The organism is Ruegeria sp. CI1, from assembly GCF_056536925.1.
Map to the genome: position 1 here is coordinate 141,396 of NZ_JBQFQP010000004.1, position 18,415 is coordinate 159,810.

15 protein-coding genes are annotated in these 18,415 nt (G+C 56.8%); 6 read left to right on the forward strand and 9 right to left on the reverse strand.

All coding sequences use genetic code 11. From position 1 onward, the window contains the following. The 5 genes from ACR0LZ_RS06245 to ACR0LZ_RS06265 all read right to left on the reverse strand — a co-directional run bounded on the left by ACR0LZ_RS06245 (position 1) and on the right by ACR0LZ_RS06265 (position 5,280). Positions 1-1,302 carry an NAD(P)/FAD-dependent oxidoreductase gene (locus ACR0LZ_RS06245; RefSeq protein WP_480748916.1) on the reverse strand — a complete coding sequence of 434 codons (1,302 nt, stop codon included), beginning with the start codon at positions 1,300-1,302 and terminating at the stop codon, positions 1-3. Continuing rightward, positions 1,299-2,117, reverse strand: a complete 819-nt coding sequence (locus ACR0LZ_RS06250; protein ID WP_480748917.1) for an ABC transporter permease — start codon at positions 2,115-2,117, stop codon at positions 1,299-1,301. The genes ACR0LZ_RS06245 and ACR0LZ_RS06250 overlap by 4 nt, the downstream gene beginning before the upstream one ends. Then, a complete protein-coding gene (locus ACR0LZ_RS06255) occupies positions 2,114-2,995 on the reverse strand; it encodes an ABC transporter permease subunit (protein ID WP_480748918.1) in 882 nt (293 codons plus the stop codon). Before ACR0LZ_RS06255 ends, ACR0LZ_RS06250 begins: the two co-directional genes overlap by 4 nt. After that, positions 2,995-4,122 (reverse strand): ABC transporter ATP-binding protein, encoded by a 1,128-nt coding sequence (locus ACR0LZ_RS06260; RefSeq protein WP_480748919.1) that lies wholly within the window; start codon positions 4,120-4,122, stop codon positions 2,995-2,997. Before ACR0LZ_RS06260 ends, ACR0LZ_RS06255 begins: the two co-directional genes overlap by 1 nt. 72 nt (positions 4,123-4,194) lie before the next feature. After that, positions 4,195-5,280, reverse strand: coding sequence for a polyamine ABC transporter substrate-binding protein (locus ACR0LZ_RS06265; RefSeq protein ID WP_480748920.1), 1,086 nt, complete (start codon positions 5,278-5,280; stop codon positions 4,195-4,197). Between the two features lie 146 nt (positions 5,281-5,426). Here ACR0LZ_RS06265 and ACR0LZ_RS06270 point away from each other — a divergent pair, with 146 nt between their 5' ends. The 6 genes from ACR0LZ_RS06270 to ACR0LZ_RS06295 all read left to right on the forward strand — a co-directional run bounded on the left by ACR0LZ_RS06270 (position 5,427) and on the right by ACR0LZ_RS06295 (position 12,785). Then, positions 5,427-6,101 carry a GntR family transcriptional regulator gene (locus ACR0LZ_RS06270; protein ID WP_480749072.1) on the forward strand — a complete coding sequence of 225 codons (675 nt, stop codon included), beginning with the start codon at positions 5,427-5,429 and terminating at the stop codon, positions 6,099-6,101. Positions 6,102-6,180: 79 nt separating this feature from the next. Continuing rightward, positions 6,181-7,578, forward strand: a complete 1,398-nt coding sequence (locus ACR0LZ_RS06275) for an aspartate aminotransferase family protein (RefSeq protein WP_480748921.1) — start codon at positions 6,181-6,183, stop codon at positions 7,576-7,578. A gap of 354 nt (positions 7,579-7,932) precedes the next feature. Further along, entirely contained in the window at positions 7,933-9,033 is a 1,101-nt protein-coding gene (locus ACR0LZ_RS06280; protein ID WP_480748922.1) for an ABC transporter ATP-binding protein, read from the forward strand. Between the two features lie 82 nt (positions 9,034-9,115). Then, complete coding sequence (locus tag ACR0LZ_RS06285) at positions 9,116-10,219, forward strand: extracellular solute-binding protein (RefSeq protein ID WP_480748923.1); 1,104 nt, start codon at positions 9,116-9,118, stop codon at positions 10,217-10,219. Between the two features lie 112 nt (positions 10,220-10,331). After that, positions 10,332-11,603 (forward strand): ABC transporter permease, encoded by a 1,272-nt coding sequence (locus tag ACR0LZ_RS06290; protein ID WP_480748924.1) that lies wholly within the window; start codon positions 10,332-10,334, stop codon positions 11,601-11,603. A gap of 6 nt (positions 11,604-11,609) precedes the next feature. Further along, a complete protein-coding gene (locus tag ACR0LZ_RS06295; protein WP_480748925.1) occupies positions 11,610-12,785 on the forward strand; it encodes an ABC transporter permease in 1,176 nt (391 codons plus the stop codon). A gap of 25 nt (positions 12,786-12,810) precedes the next feature. Here the strand turns inward: ACR0LZ_RS06295 and ACR0LZ_RS06300 are convergent, their stop codons facing one another. The 4 genes from ACR0LZ_RS06300 to dapE form a co-directional block, all read right to left on the reverse strand. After that, the gene (locus tag ACR0LZ_RS06300) at positions 12,811-14,130 is read right to left on the reverse strand and encodes a lytic murein transglycosylase (protein WP_480748926.1); all 1,320 of its coding nucleotides are present in this window, start codon (positions 14,128-14,130) and stop codon (positions 12,811-12,813) included. Between the two features lie 200 nt (positions 14,131-14,330). Then, a complete protein-coding gene (gene rnr, locus ACR0LZ_RS06305) occupies positions 14,331-16,589 on the reverse strand; it encodes a ribonuclease R (RefSeq protein ID WP_480748927.1) in 2,259 nt (752 codons plus the stop codon). 31 nt (positions 16,590-16,620) lie between these two features. Continuing rightward, positions 16,621-17,232 (reverse strand): TIGR04282 family arsenosugar biosynthesis glycosyltransferase, encoded by a 612-nt coding sequence (locus tag ACR0LZ_RS06310; RefSeq protein ID WP_480748928.1) that lies wholly within the window; start codon positions 17,230-17,232, stop codon positions 16,621-16,623. A gap of 3 nt (positions 17,233-17,235) precedes the next feature. After that, on the reverse strand, positions 17,236-18,381 hold the full coding sequence (gene dapE / locus ACR0LZ_RS06315) for a succinyl-diaminopimelate desuccinylase (protein ID WP_480748929.1): 1,146 nt from the start codon (positions 18,379-18,381) through the stop codon (positions 17,236-17,238). Positions 18,382-18,415: the final 34 nt, after the last annotated feature.

Below are 18,415 nucleotides of genomic sequence, written 5' to 3' on the forward strand. Positions count from 1 at the left end.
TCACAGATCGGCCAGCCCCATCGCGGCATAGGCCGGCGGCATCAGTATACGACGGCAGCGACCGAACGGGAACTTCTCCGGGCGTCGTGACATCGGGCCGGGGAGACCCGAAGGCTGTCCCATTGCCAAACGCGCCAAGGCGCGCCCGGCATAAGTGCCCATTGCCACGCCGTTGCCATGATAGGCAAAACCCGTGAACACACCGTTTAGACCAGAAACAGGGCCGACGTAAGGCGTCAAGCTGCGCGCGAGACACACCATCCCCGACCACATATTTGTCGCCTCGACCATTGCCCAAGCGGGAAACATACGTTCGAAATCCCGCCTGACTTTTACTCGGATCGCACGCTCAGCGGTTGGGGACGAAAGCAATCCACCGCGCATTCCGAACAGGAACCGCCGATCCGGCATGAGCCGGAAATAGTGCAGCAGATTGCGGGTGTCATAGGCCATCTGATCCGATGTCCAGCCTTGCGCCTCAAGCTCGACTTCTGTCAGCGGGCGCGTCACCATAACCGTGGATTGGGCGGGCATGTACCGACCGGCCAGCCAATCCGGCATGTCCTCGCTTGAATACCCGTTCGTGCAAATCAAAATGGCTTTACATGTAACCCGTCCGTTCGCGGTCGCCACCGTATGGCCCGCCGCCCTGCTTTGGATCGAAAGCGCTGGGCTTTTCTGGAAAAGCCTCGCCCCCGCTTGTTGTGCCGCAAAGGCAAGACCGAACAGATATTTTCGGGGGTTCAAAGCAAAACCGACGGGATAGGTGTAGCCGCCAAAGAATTGGCCACCAAATCCCAATGCCGCCAGATCTTTGTGTTCATGAACAACGCCCCCTGCTTCCGCCCGCCGTCGCACGGCATCCATTGCCCGCGGCGTGTGGGCCAATTGCGTTTCGCCCCTCGAGTGTTTGTCAGCTTCGATTCCGTGATCCTGCAACAATCGAGACACCAGTTCCACGGCCTCGACCTCTGCCGCTTCGAATGCTTCGGTGGCGGTGTGGCCATATCGACGCCGCATGGCATCTTGGCTCAACTTGGACCCGCCGAGACAACAGAACCCGCCGTTGCGCCCGGATGCACCCCATCCCGGTGTTTCGGCCTCAAGCACGGCAGTCGAAACACCGGCTTTAGCAAGATGCAACGCCGCCGAGATGCCTGTGAAACCCCCGCCGACGATGGTCACATCCACCTCAAGATCACCTTCGAGAACTGGCCAAGACGGCGCCTGAATTGTCTGATCCCACCAGCACCCGTTCCGCGGACCAGGCCCATAGGTGTAGTCTGGAAAGATCCGCTTCATTGCGCGCGAGCCGCTGCCTGTTCATCCTGTTTTTGCCGGACCATCGCGCGTTTGGACACCAGCGACGCGGCGATAACCCCTACGGTCACGATGCCGATCATGATGGTGGACAAGGCATTGATTTCCGGGCTGACCCCCAGACGAACCGCCGAGAAGATCTTGATCGGCAAGGTGGTGGCTGAAGGACCGGTGGTAAACGACGCTATGACCAGATCATCCAGCGACAGCGTAAACGCCAGCAACCAGCCCGATATCACCGCAGGCGCAATGATCGGTAGTGTTACCAAACGAAAGGCTTGCGCCGGGGAGCAACCCAGATCAAGTGCAGCTTCTTCCAAGGATTGGTCAAACGTCACCAGACGCGACGAGACCACGACAGAAACGTAGCACATCGAGAACGTCGTATGTGCAAGCACGACTGTGAAAACACCTCGATCCAGACCAATGCCGATAAACAAAAGCAGTAGCGACAAGCCAGTGATTACTTCAGGCATTACAAGCGGGGCATAGATCATGCCAGAAAACACTGTTCGGCCCAGAAAACGGCCACCGCGCACCAGAACATACGCTGCCATTGTCCCGAGAATTGTTGCGAGCGTCGACGAAAACACCGCGACCCGCAGCGTCACCCACGCCGCATCCAGAAATGCTTCATTGCGGATCAACTCCCCATACCATTTGGTCGAGAACCCGGCCCACACGGTAACCAGTTTGCTTTCGTTGAAACTGAAGATGATCAGGATGACCATCGGGATATAAAGAAACGCGAATCCCAGCGTCAGCGAGACAACGTTGAACCAGCTAAGCCTGTTCATTTTTCCGCCTCCGCCTGTTTCTGCTGGTTGCGCTGGAATAGCACGATCGGGATCACGAGGATCAGGAGCAGCACCACGGCCACGGCCGACGCAACCGGCCAGTCGCGGTTCGAGAAGAATTCCTCCCAAAGAACCTTGCCGATCATCAGCGTTCCGGACCCTCCCAAAAGCGACGGGATCACGAACTCGCCGATCACCGGGATCATCACCAGGAAACACCCGGCGATGATGCCGGGGCGCGACAGCGGCACGGTGACGAGCCAGAAAGCCTGTGTACGAGAGCACCCCAGATCCTCGGCGGCTTCGATCAACGAGCCGTCAAGCCGGTCGAGCGCAGAATAGATAGGCAGGATCATGAAGGGCAGATAGGTGTAGACGATACCGACATAGACAGCTTTTTGTGTGTTCAGGATCGTCAGTGGCTCCGAGATAATTCCCGTCCACAACAACAGTTGATTGAGGAAACCCTCGTTGCTCAGAATACCCATCCACGCATAAACCCGGATCAGGAACGACGTCCAGAACGGCAAAATCACCAGCATCATCAGCGTCGGACGCCATTCTTCGGGCGCCCGGGCCATGCCATAGGCGATGGGATACCCCACGAGCAATGTCAGGAATGTCGAGATGATCGCGATTTTGAGGCTCGACAGATAAGCCTTCCAGTACAAGGCATCCTCGGTCAAGAAGATGAAGTTTTCGAAATCCAGCTCGCTAAGGAAGGCCCCGATGCCTTCAGCCCAGTCGAATTGCGGAACGTAAGGCGGTATTGATAGCGCCGTGTCCGACAGCGATATCTTGAGAACAATGGCGAAAGGCACCAGAAACAGCGCCAAAAGCCAGAAATACGGGACGGCGATCAGGACGAAGCGACGCATCAGTCTGCCAGCGGCACCGCAGCCGTAGCTGTCCACGACAGCCAGACAGGGTCTTCCCAAGTGAAGGAGCGGCGCGAGATGCGGCGTGTATTGGCCGTCTGCGCCTTGATGATCGTGCCGTTCGGAAGCTCAACATGATAGGTCGACAAGTTGCCCAGATAGGCAATGTCGTGCACTTTGCCCTGAACGGCATTGGCCGCATCTGCGGGACGCTCGGCTGAAATCGTCACTTTTTCCGGCCGTATCGCCAGATGGCAGGTCTGTCCGGTAGCAAACGTCTGAGCTGATCTGGTTATGATCGGTGCTTGCCCGTCGGCCCAGTCGACCTTGTAAGTATCTTCGCCGTCGGGCGTTGCCCGGCCTTCGATGATGTTCACGTCTCCAATGAAATCAGCCACATAAACCGACGCAGGGTTTTCATAGATCTTGTCCGGCGTGGCCACCTGCATCAGTTTACCCTGATCCATCACTGCGACACGGCTGGCGACGGTCATCGCTTCTTCCTGATCGTGGGTAACGATCACAAAGGTGGTGCCCGTTTTTTCTTGGATGTCCATCAGTTCGAACTGGGTGTCCTGCCTCAGCTTTTTGTCAAGCGCTCCGAGGGGTTCATCCAGCAACAGAAGTTTGGGCGCTTTGGCCAAGGACCGGGCCAGAGCCACTCGCTGTCTCTGACCACCAGAAATCTGGTGCGGTTTGCGGCGGGCGAACTGTTCCAGACGGGTCAGGCGAAGCATTTCCTCGACACGGTTTTCCAGATCCAGTTTCGGCATGTTGTCGCGGCGAAGGCCAAAGGCAATGTTGTCCCAAACGCTGAGATGCGGAAACAAAGCGTAGGACTGGAACATCATGTTCACTGCCCTTTTGTTTGGCGGAATAGGGTCGATATCCTTCCCACCCAGCATGATGTGCCCTTCGGTGGGTTTTTCGAAACCCGCAAGCATCCGCATCATGGTGGTCTTACCGCAGCCGGATGGACCCAGAAGGGCAAAGAACTCCCGCTCGTAGATATCAAGCGAAAGATTGTCGATCGCAGTGAACTGACCAAACCGTTTTGTGACGTTCTGAAATTGGATCAATGGTTTCGCCTGTGGATCTTCCCACGGCGCAAAGACGGAAGAATTCAAAACGGACCCCCGTTGAGTTGACTTCACCGATAGAATTGGCGGAGAAGGCAAAACCTACTCCGCCCATTAAGATCAGGTTCCCGACTTGATCTTGGTCCACAGGCGTGTCGCCGCGCGCTGGGTCTTTGCCGGATAGGGCGTTGTGATAAAGAGGTTTTCCATGGTCGCTTCGTCCGGGTAGATCGCCGGGTCGCCAATCACATCCTCTTCCAGGAACTCCTGGCTCGCCTTGTTGCCGTTGGCATAATAGACATAGTTTGATGCTGCTGCCATGTTGTTGGCATCGAGAATGAAATTCAGGAATTTGTGCGCGCCGTCTGGATTCGGAGCGTCAACTGGAATTGCCATTTGGTCAAACCACATCTGCGCGCCTTCCTTGGCCGCGTGATAAGCGATTTCCACCCCATTATCGGCTTCAGCCGCACGGTCCCGCGCTTGCAGGATGTCGCCAGACCACCCGACAGCGACGCAGATATCACCGTTTGCCAGCGCATTGATGTATTCGGAACTGTGGAATTTCTGGATATGAGGCCGGATCGCCATGAATACCGGCTCGGTCTTGGCGATTACATCCGGATCGTGGCTATCCGGGTCTTCACCGATGTATTTCAGCACCATTGGAATCATCTCTGCCGGCGCATCCAGGAAATGCACACCACATCCCGCCAGCTTCGACATGTTGTCCGGGTTCAGCACAAGTTCAAGGCTATCGATGGGCGCATCTTCTCCCAGGATCTCCTTCACCTTGCCAACATTCACACCGATCCCGGTGGTACCCCACATGTAGTTTATCGAATAGGCGTTGTCGGGGTCATATCCCGCAGTCCGTTCCTGGATTACATCCCAAAGATTGTCTGCATTGGGCAGCTTGCTGGTATCCAGCTTCTGGAACGCCCCGGCCTGGATCTGACGTTGCAAGAACGTTCCCGACGGAACCACAACGTCATAACCCGAGCCACCGGCGAGCATCTTGGTTTCCAGAACCTCATTGCTGTCGAATACGTCGTAGATCAGCGTCAGGCCGGTTTCTTCCTGGAACTTGGTCAGCAGATCCTCGTCGATATAGTCCGACCAGTTGTAGACGCGCACCTCTTCGGCGAATGCAGCCGAGGTCCCCAACGCGAATACGGTCGTGAGTGTCAGCGATTTGAATGTCATGTTTCTCTCCCTGCGAATGTACCGTTATCATCCCGTTTTTTTGGATTTGATCAAGTTTTGCGTTCCACGGCAATACAGTTTATGGTTTCAAGCGGCGTCGTGCGCTGCATTCCGAGACCAACAAGATCAGGATAAACCTTTTGAATATGATCAAAAATAGAGCTTCTGACCGAAATTCAAGCGACGAAAAACGCCCCGCACATGAGCAAGTTTATCACGTGCTCAGATCACAAATCCTGTTCGGCGAGATGGTTCCCGGCCAGCCTGTGACGATTCAAGGGCTGACTGATTCGCTAGGTGCCGGAATGACTCCGGTACGAGAGGCGATCAGACGTCTGATATCCGATGGGGCTCTGGTTTTTCAGGGAAATCGCAGGGTCAGCGTTCCCATTTTGAGCAAGGGCGATATCGAGCAATTGATCTTCGCAAGAAAAGTAATTGAATCAGAGCTTTCAAGGCGTGCCGGAGGTCTTATGACCCCCAAGCAAATAGATGCCCTGGAAGACATCGATCGCCGCGTTGACGAGTGCATCTCTGCTGGTGATGTTGGCGGGTATCTACTGAACAACTATGCGTTTCACACAACAATCTACAGCCATGCCGACGCTCCTGTCCTGTGCGATCTGGCAGAACGTTTGTGGCTACGATTCGGCCCCTCTTTGCGCGTCGTGTGCGGTCGCTTCGGCACGCACAGCCTTCCGGATCGACACAAAGACATAGTGGAATGCCTACGCAATAAAGACGCCGCAGGCGTCGGTCGGGCTATGGCCCATGATGTCGAGCAAGGCATGGAACTTATGGCGGGCGCTCTCTCAAAATAATCATTGCGAAGTGATTCGATTGACTTCGCCAAATTTGATCATATTGTGAAGGTCGACAGATTCCGCAGGAGATTTCACGATGTCCACGATCACCAATCACATGCCCACAGCCGAGCTTCAGGCCCTTGATGCGGCCCACCACATGCACCCGTTCACTGAAAACGACGGACTGGCAAAAAAGGGCGCGCGCGTTATCACCCGCGCCAAAGGCGTGTTTCTGACCGACAGTGAGGGGGAAGAGATTCTGGACGCCATGGCAGGCCTGTGGTGTGTAAACATCGGCTATGGCCGCGACGAGCTTGCGGCGGTTGCCGCGCGGCAAATGCGGGAACTGCCTTATTACAATACGTTCTTTCAGACGACCCATGTTCCTGCGATCGCATTGGCGGAAAAGATCGCTAACCTGGCGCCTGGTGACTTGAATCATGTGTTCTTTGCTGGGAGCGGCTCCGAAGCCAACGACACGAACATTCGATTGGTGCGTACCTATTGGGACAGCAAAGGTAAATCTGGCAAGAATATCATCATTAGCCGCAAGAACGGTTATCACGGTTCCACCGTCGGCTCTGCCTCGCTCGGCGGGATGCCGGCAATGCACGCTCAGGGCGGCATCCCGATTCCGAACATCCACCATATAAATCAACCCAACTGGTGGGCCGAAGGCACTGACATGGACCCCGAAGAATTCGGCCTTGCACGCGCACGTGAATTGGAAGAAGCCATTCTCGAGCTTGGCGAAGACCGCGTTGCCGCCTTTATTGCCGAACCGGTTCAGGGCGCGGGCGGTGTGATCGTGGCGCCCGACAGCTATTGGCCTGAAATCCAGCGGATTTGCGACAAATACGAAATCCTCTTGATCGCGGATGAAGTGATCTGTGGCTTCGGTCGTACTGGCAACTGGTTCGGCTCGGAAACTGTTGGCATCAAACCGCATATCATGACCATCGCCAAAGGCCTCAGCTCGGGCTACGCACCAATAGGCGGCTCGATCGTTTGCGACGAGGTTGCCAAAGTGATTGCAGGTGTGGAATTCAACCACGGCTATACCTATTCGGGCCATCCTGTTGCCGCAGCAGTCGCTCTGGAAAACCTCCGCATCATGGAGGAAGAAGACATTGTCGGGCGTGTGAAAAACGTGACCGCCCCATACCTCAAGGAAAAGTGGGAAGCCCTGATCGATCATCCACTGGTTGGAGAAGCCAAGATCGTCGGTATGATGGCGTCGATTGCCCTGACCCCCAACAAAGAGGCACGGGCAAAATTTGCGTCCGAACCAGGTACGATCGGATACATTTGCCGCGACAAGTGTTTTGCAAACAACCTGATCATGCGTCATGTCGGCGACCGCATGATCATTTCTCCGCCGCTGGTTATCACCCATACAGAGATCGACGAGATGTTTGTCCGCATCCGCAAGTCACTGGACGAAGCTTATGCCGAAATCCTTGACAGGGATCTTTTGAAGGAAGCTGCGTAACACTCGGCCAAAAAGCCAGGACAACTTGAGGCATGGCCGGTCATTTCGAATGACCGGCCCAATTCTTGCAACTTGTGCAACGGCAGCTTCTTCCTGTGAGCAACCAAAACCGGATACACATCCAAAGAATGTCGCATTGTCGCACAATAGTGTCGCTCTGAGTCGCTGCCGCATACCAAAGCTGCATTCAAATTCCAACGACAGAAATCAGTGACCCTATACGCGGTAATGACGAAAATCTTACTTTCGGTCACCGAATTTTATTAATTTCATGCCTAGCGCTCGTTATGCTTGGTGTGATTAGATCACAAAAAGCGCAGAGGAAATCTGCCTAACAGCAAATGGGGAGACAACTTGGCCGACGCTTCGAACAACAGCGCGTTCGTCGAATTTGAGCGCGTGCAAAAAAGCTATGACGGCGAGACTCTGGTCGTCAAAGATCTCAATCTAACAATGCCCAAAGGCGAGTTTCTGACGATGCTCGGTCCGTCGGGTTCCGGAAAAACCACTTGCCTTATGATGCTGGCCGGTTTCGAAACTGCCACTCACGGCGACATCCGGCTTGGTGGTGTATCAATCAACAACATCCCACCCCACAAACGCGGCATCGGCATGGTGTTTCAAAACTATGCCCTGTTCCCGCACATGACGATTGCAGAAAACCTCTCTTTCCCGCTGGAAGTCAGGAGTATGGGCAAGTCCGAGCGCGAAGAGAAGGTCAAGCGCGCACTCGACATGGTCGAAATGGGCGCATTCGGTGGACGCCGGCCGGCGCAGCTTTCAGGTGGTCAGCAACAGCGGATCGCCTTGGCCCGCGCTCTGGTTTTCGAACCGGAACTGGTTCTGATGGACGAACCTCTGGGTGCACTGGACAAGCAACTGCGGGAAAAGATGCAGTTCGAAATCACCCACCTGGCGCACCGCCTGGGTATCACGGTGGTCTATGTGACCCACGACCAGACCGAAGCGTTGACAATGTCCGACCGGGTCGCGGTGTTCAACGACGGCGTCATCCAACAACTCGCTCCGCCAGATACTCTGTACGAGGAACCGTCCAATAGCTTCGTGGCCCAGTTCATCGGCGAGAACAATACGCTCGAAGGCGAAGTCAAGGAAATCAAGGACGGTATCGCAGTTGTCCAGTTGGACGGCGGCGGTCTGATCGATTGCAAACCGGTCAACGTAAGCAAACCGGGGGAACGCACACGGGTTTCCATTCGTCCAGAGCGAGTTGAATACAACAAGGAACGTTTGCAGAAAGGCGCCCACACACTGAACGCCGAAGTTTTGGAGTTCATTTACATGGGCGATATCTTCCGCACACGTTTGCGCGTTGCCGGGAACGATGAATTCGTCATCAAAACCCGTAACGCGCCGGACCAAGTCCGCTTGCAGCCGGGCCAGCAGATTGAGATCGGCTGGCTTCCCGAGGACTGCCGCGCACTTGACGCTTAACAAGGCGCTCTTGCGCGCTGGATTGTCCACTTCGGCGCGCAATCCACCACAAGAACCAAGTTCAACAAGGAGAAAGATAAACATGAAACTTTCGCAACTCTCTACTCTGGTTGCTACGACGGCACTCATTGCTCCTGCCGCGATTGCGCAGGACATGGCCGATGAAATGACCATCGTGTCCTGGGGCGGCGCGTATTCTGCCTCGCAGCAGAACGCCTATCACACTCCGTACTCGGAAAAGACCGGCGTCAAGATCATCAACGACGAAAGCTCGGCCGAAGCAGTCGCAAAGCTCCGGGCAATGAACGAAGCCGGCAATGTCACCTGGGACGTCGTTGACGTCGTGGCATCGGACGCCATGCGCCTTTGCGACGAAGGCTTGGCGGAAGAACTGGATCACGATGCGATTCTCGCCGCGGCTCCCGATGGGACGCCGGCAACTGAGGACTTTGGCGAACTGATCGTTTCCGACTGCTTTGTTCCGCAAATCGTCTATTCGACAACTTTCGGCTATCGCACCGACTTGGTTGGGGATACTCCGCCGACCACCGTCTGCGACGTCTTTGACCTTGAAAAGTATCCGGGCAAGCGTTCGCTGCAGAAACGCCCGATCGACAACATGGAATGGGCTCTCTACTGCGACGGTGTTGCCAAAGAAGACATCTATGACACGCTCAGCACGCCCGAAGGCGTTGAGCAGGCACTGGCCAAACTCGACACAATCAAGGACCAAGTGGTCTGGTGGACCGCTGGTGCGGAAACCCCACAGCTTCTGGCCGACGGCGAAGTTGTCATGGGATCGACCTTCAATGGTCGTTTGTTCTCGGCTATTGCCGAACAGGGGCAGCCGATCGGTATGCTTTGGGACATGCAGTCGTTCGACCTTGATGGTTGGATCATTCCCGCAGGCCTGAGCCCCGAGCGCAAGGCACGCGCGCTGGACTACCTGTTTTTCGCTACCGATACTCAGCGTCTGGCGGATCAAGCCAAGTACATCTCCTACGGCCCGGCCCGCAAGTCTTCGGCACCGCTGGTTGGCCAGCACGCAGAACTGGGAATCGACATGGCTCCGCACATGCCGACCGATCCTGCGAATGCTTCCAACACTCATATCTACGACTACGAGTGGTGGGCAGACAACCGTGACGACCTGAACGCAAAATTCCAAGCCTGGTTGGCGAAGTAAGCCAATACGAAATCTGCAAGGGGGCGCGTCGCCTCCTTGCAGATTTACGAAAAACGACGGTCAAACAAGACCGCTCATGCTGTGAACGGGCAGCAAGAAACGGGGAAAGTAGATGAGCGATACTACGCATACCGGCCGCGTTCTGGCCGCTGATGGGACACCGCTAAAGCGAAGTCTGGCACGGGCATTGCGAATGCAAAAAATGCGCGCGCTCATGCTGATTGCGCCACTCCTGCTCTTCGTGTTGCTGACCTTCATCCTGCCGATTGTGGACATGTTGTTCCGTTCGGTAGAGAACAATATCGTTGCGGACACTCTGCCCAATACTGTCGTTGCTCTACGGGATTGGGACCCGAATACAGGTGAAGCGCCGGACGAGGCGGTTTTCGCCGCAATGGCGGTAGACATGAAGGTTGCCGCCGAAGCCAAGTTGCATACCCGCGTGGGATCGCGTCTGAACTATGAAAACCCCGGGATTTCTTCTCTGTTTCGAAAAGCTGGTCGACGCGTCAGCAAGTGGGATACCGAAAGTGATGGTCCTTTCAAGGAGCAGTTCCTCAAAATCGACGACCGGTGGGCCGATGTCGAAGTCTGGCGCACCATCCAGACCTACTCGCCAAAGATAACCAATGGGTATTTCCTGAACTCTGTCGACCTGCGCAAAGGTAACGATGGTGTCGAAGCCCGCCCGGAAAACGAGCGCATCTATATCACACTGTTCATCCGTACCTTTATCATGTCGCTTGTGATTACCGGCGCTTGCATCGTTCTGGGTTACCCGGTGGCATGGATTCTGGCCAACCTTCCGACCCGGACAGCGAACATCCTGATGATACTCGTATTGTTGCCATTCTGGACGTCGCTATTGGTGCGTACCTCTGCCTGGAAAGTGATGTTGCAGCAACAGGGCGTCATCAACGAAACGTTGGTCTGGCTGGGACTGGTCGCTGATGACTCGCGATTGGTGATGATCAACAACCAGTTCGGCACCATCGTGGCGATGACCCACATCCTGCTGCCATTCATGATCCTGCCGATGTATTCAGTGATGCAGACAATCAACCCGTCATATCTGCGTGCGGCCAAGTCTTTGGGCGCCACCAACTGGACGGCATTCTGGAGGGTCTATTTCCCGCAATCGGTGCCAGGAATCGGCGCAGGTTCGATCCTCGTGTTCATCCTCGCCATCGGCTACTACATCACGCCCGAACTCGTTGGCGGCACCAAGGGTGTCTTCATCTCCAACCGGATCGCTTTCCACATCTCGTCCTCGCTCAACTGGGGTCTGGCCGCGGCGCTCGGAACGATCCTGCTGGCGGTGGTTCTGCTGCTCTACTGGACCTACGACAAGATCGTGGGCATCGACAACGTGAAGCTGGGGTAAGAAAACATGGCACTAACACCCGTCCAACCTCAAACCCCAGGATTCGTTGCCGCCGTAGCCGGCGCTGCCGGGGCCTTCTTTGGTCTCTTCGTCGGCACAGCGCAGGGATCAGGTCTGATCGGCATCGTTGTCGGCGCGGCGCTTCTTGCTGCCTTGGGATTTTTCCTTGCAGGTATGGCCGGCAAGGAAAAAACGCTGCGCTGGATCATATTTGCAGGCTTTCTTGTCGCGGGCTTCGCGCTTGGTGGTCTATCAGCAGCCGTGGTCGGCGCCCTGTTCGGCTGGTTCGCCGGCTGGTTCATCTTTTGGCTGGCAACGTCGCGCTACCGGGCGCATCTGGCCCCCTATCTGACACCAGGACAGGTGCTTTGGCACTACACTTTCCGGGTGATCTGTGGCGCGATTTTCGTGTTCCTCATCACTCCGATCCTTGTGGTGATGCCTCTCAGCTTCAATGCCCAGGACTTTTTCACCTTTACTCCGGAGATGCTGCGCTTTGATCCTGCCGGCTATTCGCTGAAACACTATCAGGACTTCTTCACAAACGATGACTGGCAACAGGCGCTCTGGAATTCGCTGAAAATTGCTCCTATGGCGACACTGCTTTCGGTTGGCTTCGGCACACTGGCAGCCATTGGTCTCAGCCAACCCCACGTGCCGTTCCGGCGTGCGATCATGGCGGTCCTGATATCCCCGATGATTGTGCCGTTGATCATCTCGGCTGCTGGCATGTACTTTTTCTACAGCCGGATCGGCCTGCAAGGTACGTATTTCGGCGTGGTTTTGGCCCATGCGGCCCTTGGCATTCCGTTTGTCATCATCACGGTGACGGCCACGCTGGTTGGTTTTGACCGATCGCTAACTCGGGCAGCCGCGAATATGGGTGCGGGGCCGGTGACGACCTTCTTCCGAATCCAGATGCCTCTGATCCTCCCCGGAGTTATTTCCGGCGGATTGTTCGCATTCATCACGTCGTTCGACGAAGTGGTCGTGGTTCTGTTCGTAGGCTCCGCCGGTCAAAAGACGCTGCCTTGGCAGATGTTCACCGGCTTGCGCGAACAAATCTCACCGACCATTCTGGCGGTCGCGACAATTCTTGTGGTGATCTCGATTGGTCTGTTGACCACGGTCGAGATGCTGCGGCGCCGCTCGGAACGGCTCAGAGGCATGTCACCGACCTAAGACAAAGGGGCCGAAAGGCCCCTTTTCATCTTAGCCGGTTCAAAAGCTGCAGCGAAGGATAGCCATCCGGCAACAGGCCTTCTGCCAACTGATAGGATCGGACCGCGTTGATGGTCAGCGGCCCGATACGCCCATCAATCTTTTCCGTATCGAACCCGGCCCGCGTCAGTCGCCGTTGCAATTCTTTTCGCTCGGAGAAGGATAGGGCGCGATCTCCACGTGGCCAGTTGGCTTGAATCGCGGCACCGCCTCCGATCCGATCCGCCAGATGCCCTACGCCAATGACATAGGCATCGGCGGAATTATAGCGTTCGAGCACTTCGAAATTGTCGAAGATCATGAAAGCTGCGCCCTGACCGCCCGCTGGCAGCAGTATTGACGCAGGTCCGAAATCAGCGACAGACTTGCCATCGGTCCCGACAACCCCCAATGCAGCCCAATCCGACGGCGCCTGTGTGTAGTCGCGTTTGGCACTGGAATAGTCGAACCCTTCGGGAAGCACGACTTCGACACCCCAGGGTTGTCCCTTGGTCCAGCCAAACCCTGCCAGATATGACGCCGTCGACGCCAACGCGTCCGACGGGTCGTCCGCCCAGATGTCTCGTTTTCCATCACCGGTGAAATCGACGGCATGTTCCAGATAGGACGTTGGCATGAATTGTGTATGCCCCATCGCGCCAGCCCAACTGCCCGTCATATCCGAAGGCGCTACATCCCCTGCCTGAACAATCCTGAGCGCGGCGAGCAACTGCGCCTCAAAGAAATGCGCACGGCGCGCATCGAACGCCAGCGTCGCCAATGACCGGATCGTGCTGTTGTTTCCCTTGAAGGAACCATAGGCACTTTCCAGTCCCCAAATCGCCAATACGACTTCTTTTTCGACACCGTATTTAGCCTCGATCCGTTCCAGCGTTGCATTGTGTTTCGCAAGTGCTGCTCTACCATTCTGCACTCGCACATCCGAAACCGCGCTGTCCAGATAGTCCCAGATCGTCTTTGTAAACTCGGATTGGTTACGATCACGCTTCACTACATCCGCGTCATATGTCACGCTTTGAAAAGCCCGATCCAGAGTCGAATGATTGATGCCCTGATCCCGCGCACGCAACTTGAATGCCCCGATCCATGCCTGGAACCGTGCGTTCGACACACTTGCACTCACTTGCTCTACCTCTTCGACCGGGCGCAAAATCGGGCGCAGCGACGTCGTGAGGTCAGCCGATGCCAAGTGAATGACGGCCTGATCGGCCCGCACCTTTGGCCGGTTCGATTGTTGCGATGTGTCCGCTGACACGCCTGTTGCCCAAATTGCGGCTAGGGCAACGCCGTTGATGCACATTTTCATTCCGGATTTCCCGATTATCTGCTCGATAACAGGGTATCGCGAATCCGACTTTTCACAAAGCAGTCAATGTTCTGTTTCGCAAAACTCCGCCGCCCGCACGTCGTGCGCGCATCGACGCCTGAGAACAAAGGACAATTTCATCCGCCCTGCAACTTTTTGGCCGTTCTCCCGCTGCCAGTGACTTTTCTTTCAGCTACTTTTCATCTCTGGCGGCGCTTGCGTTCAATCTTTCGCTTGTTCTTGTCTTTCTTGCGCTTGGTACTGGCGATTTTCCTTTTCACCCCACGGCGGGCCGGCCCACGTCCTCTTGGAACCACTTGATCGTCGATGGACAGCAATTCCAGCTCCAACCCGCCGGTCACCGGAATCGCCTCGGTCAGTCGTATCGTAACACGCTGGCCAATTGCGATCAGCAGTCCGGTGTCGGCGCCCATCAGGGTCCCGGCCTCGCGGTCGAAATGGAAAAATTCACGCCCGAGCGAGCGCACAGGAATCAACCCGTCAGCACCGGTTTCATCAAGCTTAACAAACGCCCCAAAGCGCGCTATGCCGCTGATACGGCCTGTGAATTCGTTGCCGACCCGCTCACTCAGATAGGCTGCAAGATATCGGTCTGTCGTGTCACGTTCGGCCATCATAGACCGGCGCTCGGTATCCGATATGTGGTTTGCGGTTTCCTCAAGGCGATCAATTTCATCCTCGGTCAGACCATCTTTGCCCCACCCATGCGCCGAAATCAGCGCCCGATGCACAATAAGGTCCGAGTATCGTCGGATCGGGGATGTGAAATGCGCGTAATTTCGCAGGGCCAACCCGAAATGGCCAAAATTCTCCGGGCTGTAGTAAGCCTGCGCCATCGAACGGAGGGTGCTGAGATTGATCAGCTCCGCCTCATCCGTTCCCGCCGCCGCATTCAGCAGCGCATTCAAGTGCCGGGTTTGCAGCACCTGTCCCTTGGCCAGGTTCAGCCCTGCAGCCTGAGCGGTTTCACGCAAGGATTCAAGCTTCTCTGGCGCCGGTTCCTCATGTACCCGGAACAGCAGCGGACGCCGCTTGGCGATCAGGGTTTCGGCGGCAGAGACATTCGCCAGAATCATGAACTCTTCGATCAGTCGGTGCGCATCCAGCCGTTCCCGGAAGGCAACGCTTTCGACATGGCCGTTGTCCCCCAACACGATCTTGCGCTCGGGCAGGTCCAGATCCAGCGGCTGCCGCGCCTCGCGAGCCGCTTTCAACGCATGATAAGCGGAATAGAGCGGCTTCAGAACGTCACTTAGCAATGGGTCTGTGCGATCATTCGGATTGCCGTCTATCGCGTCCTGCACCTCGGCATAGTTCAGCGCGGCCGCCGAGCGCATCAGACCTCGCACGAAACGATGGCCAAGCTTGTTGCCATCGGCGTCGATCTGCATCCGGACGGCAATACAGGCGCGCGGCACGCCTTCGTGCAGCGAACACAAATCGCCTGACAACCGATCCGGCAGCATGGGCACTACGCGATCCGGGAAATAACTCGAATTGCCGCGCTTTCGGGCTTCTCGGTCCAACGCCGTACCGGGTCGGACATAGGCGGCAACGTCCGCAATAGCGACCCAGATGACGTGTCCGCCGGGATTCTTCGGATTGTCATCTGCATGGGCATAGCAGGCGTCATCCCGATCCCTCGCATCCGATGGGTCGATCGTGACTAGCGGCATGTCGCGCAGATCTTCGCGCCCTTCCAGGCCCGCAGGTTTGCAGCTGTCTGCTTCTTCGATCACCGCATCCGGAAAATCGTCAGGAATGCCATGCTGGTGAATGGCGATCAACGACACCGCCTTGGGCGCAGACGGATCGCCCAATCGTTCAACAATGCGCGCACGCGGCAGTCCCGTGCGGTTCTTGGGGCCTGCTTGTTCAGCCTCGACCAGTTCACCGTCCTTGGCCCCATGCACGGCCCCTTCCGGCACCAGCCACTCGGTCTGACCCGCCTTGTCGATAGGAACAATGCGGCCGCCTTCAGCGCCTTTCCGAAAGATGCCGACAATTCGGCGCGGATTGGCACCGATACGGCGGATGAGGCGCGCCTCATAGTTGTGATCTTCCTCGTGTACAAGAGTCAGGCGCGCCAGAATCCGGTCGCCTTCGCCCAACGCCGGGTCACTTGCACGTGGGATGACCACCACGATTGGTTCAACCCCTTCTCCATGCCATTCCAACGGCCGGGCGAACAGGTCGCCATCGGCGTTCGGCGCTTTGACTTGCAGAACGCTGACTGGCGGCAAACGATCCGGGTCGCGATAGCTGCGCCGGCGTTTTTCCAGATGTCCTTCGACCTCCAGTTCCTTGAGAACACGCTTGAGGTCAATACGATCCGAGCCCTTGATCCCAAAGGCCTTGGCGATATCGCGTTTCGAGGTCAGGGTTGGGTGCGCCGAGATCCATTCAAGAATCTCCTGCTTGGAAGGAATGCGAGTCATGTTTCCGCCGTAGCACGACCGCAAACCTTCGTCATCGCAAAAGCGACGAAGCCCGCCCGGTCACCATGGTCGCTTCCAGATCGGATGACGTGTCCACGTCCCTAAGCCGATCCACCAACGCGACCCGACAGCCGGAAACGGATGCCAGAGTATCCGCCAATGCGTGCTCGGTCGACCATCTCACATCCCGAAACAGGCTCCGCGGTAGAACACGTGCATGCCGTGCCCCGACCAGCCAGTACCCGCCATCAACTGACGGGCCAAAGACCATGTCGGCCCCGCCAAGGGCCGCGAATGCACGTCTCACATGGTCACGCCCAACGCCTGGAATATCTGCCCCGATCAGGCAGACGGCGCCGTTTTGCACGGACCGCAATTGCCGGGTCATTCGGGCACCCAAATCCCCGCAGCCTTGCGGCGATCGCGGCAAATCAGCGGGCCAGACCCGGCTGGCCAGACCCTCCCGATCCGGCGCAACGGCCAATACGATCCGCCAGCGTGGATCGCGCAGCCGCCGGATCAGCGCGCGCGTTTGATGCCGAAACCACCATGCCGCCCTCACCATGCCCATGTCCCGCCCTAGCCGCGTTTTGACGCGACCGGGACGAGGCTCCTTGACCATGATGACCAGTGTTTTCTGCATCGGTCAGGAAAAATAGTCCCGCAAGATACGGGCATAGATTGCCTTGAGTTGGTGAATCTGCGCAACCTCGACGCACTCATCCACCTGGTGCATGGTTTTTCCGACCAGACCGAACTCGACCACCGGGCAGCGGGTCATAACAAAACGGGCATCCGAGGTTCCGCCCGAAGTTGACAGAACGGGCGATATGCCGGTTTCGGCCTCTACGGCTTTTGCAACTAGATCGGACAGCTCACCGGGAGGTGTCAGGAAACTCTCGCCCGATATCTTGACCTTCACATCGATCTGAACACCGAATTCCCCGGCAACATGATCGGTCTCGCCTTGCAGCCATTCAGTCAGGCTCGCACCTGAGTGGAGGTCGTTAAACCGGATATTGATCGCGCCTGTGCACTGTGCCGGAATGACATTTGTGGCCGAGTTTCCAGTGTCAATCGTGACAACCGCCAAAGTCGAGGGGTCGAAATGGTCGGTTCCGGAATCCAGCTTGTGACTCGCCAGACGATCCATAAGGCGCGCCATCGCCGGCAGGGGGTTCTTTGCCCGGTGCGGATAGGCCGAATGCCCCTGCACTCCGGTCACCGTGAACCATGCTGTCATCGACCCGCGCCGACCGATTTTGATCATCTCGCCCATGCGGTCCGGGCAGGTCGGTTCACCCACCAGACAAGCCGACATGCGCTCGCCTGCCTTATCCATGTAGTCCAGCAGTGCGGTTGTGCCGTCTATGGCGTCCCCTTCTTCATCTCCGGTGATGGTCAGGACAATGGCACCGTCCGGCGGCGTCTGCCGCACGAAATCCACTGCGGCAGCAACAAACGCTGCGACGCCCGACTTCATGTCTGTCGCACCTCGGCCATACAAGGTTCCCTCCCGTATCTCTGCCCCGAATGGAGAGACACTCCACGCTGCCTCGTCACCGACAGGAACCACGTCCGTGTGCCCGTTGAACCCAAAACTGCGGGCGTGCGCCTTGTCGCCCCAACGTGCAAACAGGTTGCTAACGCCGCCGCGGTCAACCCGAACGCAAACGAACCCGGCCTCGGCGAGCACGCGTTCCAACAGAATCAGAGCGCCACCTTCGTAGGGTGTCACCGAAGGGCAGCGGATCAGTTCGGCTGTCAGTTGTGCTGCGTCTGTTGGCGTCATCGGGTCACTCTCGTTTCAGGGTTCGGGTTAAAAG